The organism is uncultured Capnocytophaga sp., from assembly GCF_938029845.1.
Classification (GTDB): domain Bacteria; phylum Bacteroidota; class Bacteroidia; order Flavobacteriales; family Flavobacteriaceae; genus Capnocytophaga.
Genome location: NZ_CALHGG010000045.1, coordinates 1 through 9,689, shown reverse-complemented (window position 1 = coordinate 9,689; position 9,689 = coordinate 1). Strand labels below are relative to the sequence as shown.

The 9,689-nt window shown below is 43.2% G+C and carries 9 protein-coding genes and 1 pseudogene; 4 read left to right on the top strand and 6 right to left on the bottom strand.

The genetic code is table 11. The features are described from left to right. Positions 1-293: 293 nt before the first annotated feature. The 5 genes and pseudogenes from rhuM to Q0625_RS03385 form a co-directional block, all read right to left on the bottom strand. Positions 294-815: pseudogene (gene rhuM, locus Q0625_RS03405) on the bottom strand (RhuM family protein); the annotation flags it as partial. Continuing rightward, positions 812-1,255 (bottom strand): hypothetical protein, encoded by a 444-nt coding sequence (locus tag Q0625_RS03400; protein ID WP_298823490.1) that lies wholly within the window; start codon positions 1,253-1,255, stop codon positions 812-814. The pseudogene rhuM and the gene Q0625_RS03400, both read right to left, overlap by 4 nt. Positions 1,256-1,296: 41 nt before the next feature. Next, positions 1,297-2,298: a pentapeptide repeat-containing protein gene (locus tag Q0625_RS03395; protein ID WP_298823489.1), complete on the bottom strand. Its 1,002-nt coding sequence runs from the start codon at positions 2,296-2,298 to the stop codon at positions 1,297-1,299. Positions 2,299-2,346: 48 nt separating this feature from the next. Continuing rightward, entirely contained in the window at positions 2,347-3,549 is a 1,203-nt protein-coding gene (locus Q0625_RS03390) for a beta-ketoacyl-[acyl-carrier-protein] synthase family protein (protein WP_298823488.1), read from the bottom strand. 1 nt (position 3,550) lies between these two features. Further along, positions 3,551-3,811: a phosphopantetheine-binding protein gene (locus Q0625_RS03385; RefSeq protein WP_298823487.1), complete on the bottom strand. Its 261-nt coding sequence runs from the start codon at positions 3,809-3,811 to the stop codon at positions 3,551-3,553. A gap of 60 nt (positions 3,812-3,871) precedes the next feature. Between Q0625_RS03385 and Q0625_RS03380 the strand changes: the two genes are divergently transcribed. From Q0625_RS03380 to lipA, 4 genes are all read left to right on the top strand, one after another. Next, positions 3,872-4,102, top strand: coding sequence for a hypothetical protein (locus Q0625_RS03380; RefSeq protein WP_298823486.1), 231 nt, complete (start codon positions 3,872-3,874; stop codon positions 4,100-4,102). Further along, positions 4,041-5,318, top strand: a complete 1,278-nt coding sequence (locus Q0625_RS03375; protein WP_298823485.1) for a peptidoglycan DD-metalloendopeptidase family protein — start codon at positions 4,041-4,043, stop codon at positions 5,316-5,318. Before Q0625_RS03380 ends, Q0625_RS03375 begins: the two co-directional genes overlap by 62 nt. A gap of 23 nt (positions 5,319-5,341) precedes the next feature. Then, positions 5,342-6,586: a GTP-binding protein gene (locus tag Q0625_RS03370; RefSeq protein WP_298823484.1), complete on the top strand. Its 1,245-nt coding sequence runs from the start codon at positions 5,342-5,344 to the stop codon at positions 6,584-6,586. Between the two features lie 85 nt (positions 6,587-6,671). Further along, a complete protein-coding gene (lipA, locus tag Q0625_RS03365; protein WP_298823483.1) occupies positions 6,672-7,541 on the top strand; it encodes a lipoyl synthase in 870 nt (289 codons plus the stop codon). Positions 7,542-7,628: 87 nt separating this feature from the next. Here lipA and Q0625_RS03360 read toward each other — a convergent pair. Further along, the coding region (locus tag Q0625_RS03360) for an efflux RND transporter permease subunit (protein ID WP_298823482.1) at positions 7,629-9,689 on the bottom strand (2,061 nt) is incomplete at its 5' end.

Below are 9,689 nucleotides of genomic sequence, written 5' to 3'. Positions count from 1 at the left end.
TACTAAGAATAAAAAGAAATAGTATTTTTTTCATCTAATTATAGAATTTTGATTTTCAATTCGCTAAAACCCATGAAGTCCTAACAGTTATCTATAGAGGTTTTTGGAGTATTTTTTAGAGGTAGTTTGGAGACAGGAATATCTGACAAGTCTGACCCCTGAAACCTAACCTCTACTTTACTCTACACCCTGTAGCCTCCGCTGCCTTACAGACAAAATCGTAGAGTTGCTGGCTCAGTTCTGCTTCTTCTGGATGTTTGAATGAAAAATTATTAGGATGTACTACTTCGTAAGGGGTTGTAGTCTATACTTGTTTTGTATATATCTTTAATTTTCTGATAGAAGAACCGCTCAGAGATTCGTATTTCACGAAGACGTTCTTGGAGCTGGTCGAAATAGTTCATCGCAGTACCTTGCTTAAAACGCTCATCATTTAGCACAAAGCCTTTTATTAAATACTCTTTGAGTTGCTGAGTTGCCCAAATACGAAAGCGCGTTCCTTGTTGTGATTTCACACGATAACCCACTGAGATGATCACATCGAGATTGTAATATTCTACCTGATAGTTTTTACCATCGGTGGCAGTTGTTGCAAAATTTGCAACAACTGAGTTTCTGTATAGTTCTCCTTCTTCAAAAATGTTTTTAATATGTCGTGATATAGTAGATTTGTCACGGCTAAAAAGAGTAGCCATTTGGTCTAATGAAAGCCATATTGTTTCATCTTGAAAGCGTACATCTATCTTGATATCCCCTTCTTGATTTTGGTATATGAGAAACTGTGAGTCCATAGGATTGTTTTGTCCATTTACTATTTAAGATCCCATTGCTTTTGGAAAGTTGCTTTTTCAAGAAATTCGTCAAAGGTATTAGCTACTAATTCGGTATAAAGGTCATCATATATTACCCACACACTATGATTTTCGGGATGGAAGAAAAGTATACCACCTTCGGAAAAACCAAAGGCAAAAGCTGTTTTTAGAACTTCAACTGAAGGAAGTTTGTCTATACTATTACCTTCTATTGATTTGTAGAAAAAGTCTTTCTGTGCAAGTAACTGATAAGTAGGAATCAGCTCTTCACCACGATCATCAGTTTCACGAGTAAGAGAGAAAAGACCTTGTATTACATAAACTCTTTTGGGAAGAGTGGGTTTCTTACGGCGTGCATATTCGTAGAAAAAGTTGGATTTTTCAGGAATAGTAGCCAATAAATCTCTATAGGACTGGGGGACATTTTGTTCTTGTATATTCATTTTATAATGTTTTTATTTGTAGTCAAAATAAGAAAGATTTATTACTTCACCCTACAACCCGTAGCCTCCGCTGCCTTACAGACAAAATCATAGAGTTGCTGACTCAGTTCTGCTTCTTCTGGATGTTTGAATGAAAAATTATTAGGATGTGCTACTTCGTAAGGGGTTGTAGTGTGCGGAGCATAGAATAATTTTGCGTATTCTATCAATTTCTCTTTTAAAGGACTATCGCTGCTTTCAATAGCAGTGAGCAAATAGTTGTGAAATTCATCCGTTACTTTGAATACACAATTGTTTTTTGAGGGTTTCACTTTATCCAAATAACAAAATGACTGAAAGCTACAAATTATGATATCCGCCTTAGAGAAATCCACGCCGTCCATTCTATTATCCACTTTTTCAGGCGGAATAATCTCTCCCTTACGCAGGTCTCCTGTCTTTTCTGCTCCGTAAAAAGAGCAGTCGTATAACAGCCCTTCAAAGGTACAGTTTTTCAGATTGGAATACCAAAAAAGCGCCTTATGGATTTCTCCGCTAAAGAGACAGTCCTCTAACAATTTACAACTATTGAACTTTAAGCGGACGTTCTTTTTGATTTGGGTAAAACGGCAGTCTTTTAGTGTAGCCCCTATAAAATCTCCCCATTTGTATTTACAATCAGCAAAACTGCACGATAAGAAAGTAGCGCCATTTCCGCAAATAGCATAGGCACTCAATTGAAACATGCTTTCGTCAAAAATAACGTGATCAATCACAGGGGTAAAATCGTCTGTTTCTTCAATGGCAAAATACTGCCACACCGAGCCTGAAAAGTCGGCATAGGATAGGGAAGTATGGAGAGGTTTGGATATGTTTTCCCACATATATCCATTTCGCAAAGGAACTTGCGCTCTTTCGCCTATGAGCTTAATCCCTCGGAAGTCTTGCAAGCCCTCTTCGGTAAGTCCAAAGGGCGATACACTAAGGTTTTGAGTTGCTGCGAGCACCTCTTGCAAAGTGGAATAGATATCCCAACGTCTTTTGAGTTTTATTGATATTGCCATAGGGTTCGTTTTTCGCTCTTCACTTTTCACTCACATTCCCTGCTGTGGTCACTCATTGGCTTTACTAAAAATAACCGTTGAGCAGTTGCCTCCAAAACCAAAGGAATTGGACAGCACATGCTTAATAGGCTTGCGCTTGAGGGTTGTCTGTGGGCGGAGGGGCACCTCTGGCATGGGGGTTTGCCAATTTAGATTAGCCCATACAGCCCCTTCTTGAATTGCCAATAGGCTAAAGATCGCTTCCACAGCGGAGGCAACTGCGAGGGTATGTCCTGTAAAAGGTTTGGTAGAACTAAAATCAGGCACCTCCTCGCCAAAGATACGCATCAGGGCACGGCTCTCGGAAAGGTCATTGTTCACTGTAGCGGTACCATGGGCATTGACATAGTCTATATCAGTGGGGGCAAGTCCGCTTATAACCAAAGCCTGCTGCATAGCCAAGAAAGCTCCTTCCCCCTCTTCGGAGGAGGCTGTTTGGTGATAGGCATCATTGGCATTGCCCCACCCTGAGAGTACTCCTATGATGGTTCTGCCCTCGGCTAACGCGGTAGTCTCTCGCTCCATGATAAGGAAAGCCCCCGCCTCACCGAGATTCAGCCCCTTACGATGTGCATCAAAGGGCGTACAATCAGTATCGGAGAGGATCATCAGGCTATTAAAGCCATTGATAGTGAATACGGAAAGCGCATCGGCGCCGCCTACAGCTATACGCTGGGCGCGACCTGTATGGAGCAAGTTGGCCGCTGTAAGTATGGCATTGGCCGAAGAGGAACAAGCGGTACTGACACTGGTTACATAACCCTTGATACCGAAGTAGTCCGCTATCTGCCCTGTTACCTCTCCTATGTTGTGATAGGGAATATAGCGGCGCAGTGCCTCTTGGGTAGTATATTCATAGAAATAACGCTCGGTCATATCCATCCCTCCCACACTGGAGGCCATTACCATACTGAGTTGTGCCGCCTCAGTGGGGGTAAGTCCTGCTTGAGCGATAGCTTCCTTAAGTGCCCAGATACCCAAAAGTCCTGTACGGGAATAGTGATTGACCACAGGTAGCCCCAATTGCTGGGCGAGAAAGTCATTGGTATGCTTGAGCTCCCCTACCCTGATATGATCACGGTGTAGGGTAGATACATTTTCTACAACAGACAGTCCCGATTGCCCTGAAAGCAAGCCCGTAAGATGCTCTTCAAGGTTATCCCCCAGCGCGGAACAAATCCCCATTGCTGTGATAACAATCCTTTCTGCCATGCTATTTGGTTCTGTGCTTTTGGATATATTCGGCCATAGTAGCTATGGAATAGAAAATCTCCTTCCCTTGCTTAGGATCAGAGAGGCGTATGCCATATTCTTTGTCCAAGAGTACAATTAGCTCAAGAGCATCAATAGAGTCCAACCCTAGTCCATCAGCTCCAAAGAGAGGCGTGTTTTCGTTAATCTCCTCTGCGGAGAGTTCTTCCAAATTAAGTACGTCTATGACTTTTTGTTTAAGTTCTGCAATGAGTGCATCCATTATCTATACGATTTATAATTTCTGCAAAGATACAACTTTAATGATTAATAGCAAATAAAGTTGTCAGAAATCAGTGGTCAGACATCAGACACCAGTGGTCAGTTGCCACCTTGTCCGCTGACCAATGACTACTGCCCGCTGACCACTGACTACTGGAAAAAATTAACAATAAAAACTTTCTACATTGAAAAAAAAGCACGAACTTTGCTCTCCCAATACATGTACCCTAATGAAGAGACTATTCGGAAGTATTTTACTAGTGGGTTTGCTATTCGTAGCGCCTGCTTGTAAGCGTGATAAAGCCCCTGCACCCGTTGTGCAGCAGGTGCCTGAACCACCCAAGCCTGTCTATGAATATGGTTTTAACTTATTAGAATACAACATTATAAAGGACACCCTCAAGCAGGGAGATACCTTCGGAGCTATTCTCAACAATCATGGCGTCCCCACCGAAAGAGTGGCTAAGATTGCTGACCTCTCCAAGGAACTGATACGTCCGCGCAACTTCAAAGCAGGACAAGCCTACGCCCTTATTTTTGACAAAAAACAACCTGACTCCTTAGCTTACTTTGTATATCAGCCTGACCTATTGCATTTTATAGAGATAAAGACCAAGGATTCCCTTGCCATTCGCCAGATTGATCGCAAGGTAACCCTCGTGGAGCGAGAAGGAGGAGGCTATATCAAGAACAACCTACTTGATGATATGACCAAATCGGGCTTGTCTTTCGCCGCAGCCTATAAGCTCTCCCAGATCTTTGAATATACTATTGACTTCTTCAACCTGCAAGAAGACGATAAGTTCAAGATTATCTATGATGAACGCTATGTTGATGATACTATCAATGCAGGTTTGGTACAAGTAAAAGCCGCTTTCTTCGAGCACAAAGGAAAACCTTATTATGCCTTTTATTTCCAAGCAGACACCACCAAGTCGGGAGGCTACTACGATGAAAATGGAAATATGATGAAGCGTATGTTCCTCAAATCACCTTTGGATATCTTCCGTATCACCTCACACTATGGCATGCGCTACCACCCTATCCTCCACCAGATGAAAGGACATTTTGGTACCGACTATGCCGCCCCTGCTGGAACTCCTATCCGCGCTACTGCTAGTGGTACCGTGACCCAAGCAGGCTATGGATCGGGCAACGGAAACTACGTAAAGATTCGCCATGACAAGACCTACGAAACCCAATACCTACACATGTCCAAGATCATTGCCCGCAAGGGACAACATGTAGCCCAAGGGGAAGTCATTGGACTAGTAGGCAGCACAGGACTTGCCACAGGACCTCATGTGTGTTACCGCTTTTGGAAAAATGGAGTACAAGTAGATCCCCTCAAAGAGAAACTCCCAGAGGCTACCCCTATCGATGAAAGGCTAAAATCACGCTATATGGAGACCATCGCTTCACTGAAAAAGCAATTGGATGCGGTACCTTACACCAATATACAGACTGAGCAGACAGAAGTCGTTAGCGATACACTTAAAACTCAGTAAATTTTTCACCTAAACTCAAGACAATGAATATATTAAGATTTATCACTGCTGGTAGTGTAGATGATGGAAAAAGTACCCTCATTGGTCGTTTGCTTTATGATAGCAAGAGCATTTTGGCGGACCAACTCGAAGTGCTCGAACAGCAGTCCAAGAATAAAAATGAAGATGGAGTAGATCTTGCTATTCTCACCGATGGCCTTCGCGCCGAGCGTGAACAAGGGATTACTATAGATGTCGCCTACCGCTATTTTGCCACTGACAAACGTAAGTTTATCATTGCTGATGCCCCTGGTCATACCCAATATACACGCAACATGATTACAGGAGCCTCCAACTCCGACCTAATCATTATCCTCATAGATGCCCGTAATGGTATTACTGAACAGACCCGCCGACACTCTATTATCGCCTCCCTGCTAAATATTCCAAAAGTAGTGGTAGCCGTGAATAAAATGGACTTGGTAGGGTATTCTCAAGAGGTTTTTGAAGGAATTAAGAAGGACTACAAGGCTATCGCAGAGCGCTTGCACCTGAAAGAAGTATATTATTTTCCTATTTCGGCTTTTGTAGGCGACAATATCGTAAATACTACCGATGCCATGCCTTGGTACCAAGGAGAATCCTTACTACATTTCTTGGAAAAAGTAGAAATAGATACCAGTAGCTATCCTCGTGCACGTTTTCAAGTACAGTATGTGATTCGCCCTCAGACAGAAGACCTACATGACTACCGCGGTTATGCGGGACAAATCCTCTCTGGTAGCTATCGTCAAGGAGACCCTATCGAGATTCTTCCTGAAGGGATTACCACTACCCTCACTAAGATAGAAGTAGATGGCAAAGAAGTTACCGAAGCCTCAGCGGGTATGCCTGTGGTACTACACATTGCCGATGATATAGACATCTCCCGTGGGGATTACTTTGTACACCCCGACCATACCCCTCATATAGAACAAACCATAGAGGCAACGCTCTGTTGGATGGATCGGAGAGAGTTGCGCCCAGGAGGCAAATATCTCTTGCAACAACGCAGCCGCTTGGTGAAAGTTATTGTCAAGGAAATTATCTATAAGATAGATGTCAATACCCTAGAGCAAACCACCGAGGTAGAAAGCCTAAAACTCAATGAAATAGCTAGAATACAACTCAAGGCAGCTGCCCCCTTTGTCTATGATCCTTTCCAAGAAAATCCATTCATGGGCAGTGCTATTCTGATAGATGAGACTAGCAATGCTACTGTAGGAGGAGTGCTTATAAGTGAAGAGTGAAAAATGAAAAGTGAAAAACTGCTATTGACTAATCACTAACAACTGACAACTAACCACTAATCACTAACAACTAACAACTGTTTTTATGGACACTACAACTGCTCCTGTAGAAAAAACTGCTAAACCTCAATGGCTTAGGGTAAAACTCCCTACAGGAAAAAAATATACAGAATTACGTAGCTTGGTGGATAAATACCAGCTCAATACCATTTGTACCTCTGGGAGTTGCCCTAATATGGGGGAATGTTGGGGACATGGTACCGCTACTTTTATGATTTTGGGGAATATCTGTACACGTTCCTGCGGTTTCTGTGGGGTGAAGACAGGTCGCCCCGATACCATAGACTGGGAAGAGCCTGAAAAGGTAGCCCGCTCTATCAAGCTGATGAATATCACCCATGCGGTGATTACCTCCGTTGACCGCGATGACCTCAAGGACATGGGGAGTATCATCTGGGCAGAGACTGTCAAGGCGATTCGCCGTATGAACCCCAACACCACCCTTGAGACACTGATTCCTGATTTCCAAGGGGTAGAGCGTAATCTCAATCGTATCTTAGCCGTAGCACCTGAGGTAATCTCTCACAACATGGAAACCGTACGTCGCCTTACCCGTGAGGTACGTATCCAAGCTCAATATGACCGCAGCCTTGGGGTGCTTCGCTATCTGAAGGAAAACGGTGCTCATCGTACCAAATCGGGTATTATGCTCGGCCTAGGCGAAACGGAAGAGGAGGTTATCCAAACCCTTTACGACCTCAAAGAAGCCAAGGTAGATGTGGTTACTATAGGACAATACCTACAACCCTCCAAGAAACACCTACCTGTAAAACAATACATCACCCCCGACCAATTCCAGAAATATAAAGAAATAGGCGACTCCTTAGGATTCCGCCACTTTGAAAGTAGCGCCTTGGTGAGGTCTTCCTATAAGGCGTATAAACACGTTCTATAAAGGTAAAAAAATAAAAGATAAAAGGTAAAAGGTAATACTATTGAGGGTATTACTTTTTACCTTTTCCCTTTTATCTATTATCTTTTATTAGTAGTTATCTGCCGGAGCGACAAAGACTTCTTCTTTGTGTTTTACCCCACTGATACGCTCTTGTAGGTGTTGGAAAATTACAAAGAGTACAGGAATCACTATCAATCCAAAGAACGTTCCAATAAGCTGACCTACAGCAGCACCTGTGGCTACCGAATGGTTACCCGCAGCTCCTACCCCTGTGGCAAATACCAATGGCAATAACCCCACGATAAAGGCAAAGGAGGTCATCAAGATAGGGCGCAAACGTGCCATAGCCGCATTGATCGCTGCCTTAGAGAGACTCTCACCGTGTCGACGCCTTTGTACAGCAAACTCTACAATCAAAATCGCATTCTTCGCCAACAGCCCCATGAGCATAATCAGTGAGATTTGGAAGTAGATATTGTTCTCCAAACCAAAGAGCCACTGACCTAAATAGGCACCAAAGATACCAAAAGGCAAAGACATAAGTACCGAAAGCGGTAAGATATAGCTCTCGTACTGAGCCGAGAGGATAAAGTAAGTAAATATCAAGCTCAAGAGGAAAATAACAATCGTCTGTGAACCTGCATTTTGCTCCTCGCGAGTAAGACCAGTATAGTCTATTCCATAATTAGAGTTGAGTGACTGAGAAGCTACCTCCTCCACAGCTTTTACCACATCTCCCGTACTATAGCCCTCATTGGGTGCAGCAGATATATCTACAGAAGTATAAAGGTTATAACGGCTAATTGCTTGAGGTCCAAACGTACGATTTAGGGTTACATACTCTGATATAGGAGCCATCTCCCCTGTACCTGTCTTAACAAAGAGACCATTGAGACTGTTTACATCCTTACGATCTTGAGGAAGTGCCTGTACCATCACACGGAATTGCTTTCCGTAGAGTGTAAAGTCAGTGGCATAGTAGCCCCCAATATAGTTTTGTAGAACAGAAAGGATTTCGCTTACTGAAATACCCGATTGCATAGCACGTTCTACATTGATATCCATTTGATATTGAGGATAGTCTGTATTGAAGGATGTTTGGGCATATTGTACCTCTGGGCGAGCATTAAGGGCTGCCATAAACTCTTGAGTAGTCTTATTAATCTCAGTAACATCGGCACCCGATTTGTTTAGTAAGGCAAAAGATACCCCTGCCCCCATACCAAAGCCTGACACAGCTGGTGGCTGGAAGAACAATATTTGTGCGTCTTTTATCTTAGCAGCTGCGGCAAAAGCTTTGTCTATGATAGCATCTATACTTTGGTCAGGGTGCTTAGCACGTTCTTCAAAAGGTTTTAGAGTAAAGAAGCCCATACCATTGTTGCTGCCAGAGCCTGACAATATACCATTTCCGGTAACGAAAGTAAAGTCTTTTACACCAGGGATATTATTGAGGTCTTTGCTCACTTCGCGCAACTCATTAGCCACACGCTCCATAGAGGCACCAGGTATCATAGAAAGATCCATTAGGATGAAGCCTTGGTCTTCGTTAGGTACGAACCCTGTTTGTATATTTTTATTAGCAAAGTAAATACCACCCCCTGCAATCGCAAAAAGCACTAAGGTTACCCACTTATGACGGAGGAAGAAGGTAAAAGTCTGTCCGTACTTGAGCGTAGCCGCATCAAAGGCTATATTGAACTTATGGAAGAACTTGCCTATCCATGATTTTTCTTGATATTCCTTATCTCCGTGAGGTTTTAGGAAGAGAGAACACAATACAGGACTGAGAGTCAGTGCATTGACTGCCGAGATAAAGATAGCAACAATCAAAGTAACTCCAAATTGCTTATAGAACACTCCTGTCGTCCCTTCAATAAAGGTTACCGGTACGAACACTGCTGCCATCACAAGGGTGATAGAGATAATCGCCCCTGTAATCTCGTTCATAGCTGAAATTGTAGCAGGTTTAGCTTTCTCGTGAGTTTGTTCCATCTTGGCGTGCACAGCCTCGACGACCACAATGGCATCGTCCACCACTATACCGATAGCTAACACCAAGGCGAAGAGGGTAAGCATATTGACAGAATAGCCAAAGAGATTCAAGAAGAAGAAAGTACCCACGATAGACACTGGCACCGCAATAGC

What these genes read in the sequence shown, in the direction of transcription:
- Q0625_RS03400 (WP_298823490.1), bottom strand. Translation starts at nt 1,255, where the DNA reads ATGAATATACAAGAACAAAATGTCCCCCAGTCCTATAGAGATTTATTG.
- lipA (WP_298823483.1), top strand. Translation starts at nt 6,672, where the DNA reads ATGGACACTACAACTGCTCCTGTAGAAAAAACTGCTAAACCTCAATGG.
- Q0625_RS03385 (WP_298823487.1), bottom strand. Translation starts at nt 3,811, where the DNA reads ATGGATGCACTCATTGCAGAACTTAAACAAAAAGTCATAGACGTACTT.
- Q0625_RS03375 (WP_298823485.1), top strand. Translation starts at nt 4,041, where the DNA reads ATGAAGAGACTATTCGGAAGTATTTTACTAGTGGGTTTGCTATTCGTA.
- Q0625_RS03370 (WP_298823484.1), top strand. Translation starts at nt 5,342, where the DNA reads ATGAATATATTAAGATTTATCACTGCTGGTAGTGTAGATGATGGAAAA.
- Q0625_RS03395 (WP_298823489.1), bottom strand. Translation starts at nt 2,298, where the DNA reads ATGGCAATATCAATAAAACTCAAAAGACGTTGGGATATCTATTCCACT.
- Q0625_RS03390 (WP_298823488.1), bottom strand. Translation starts at nt 3,549, where the DNA reads ATGGCAGAAAGGATTGTTATCACAGCAATGGGGATTTGTTCCGCGCTG.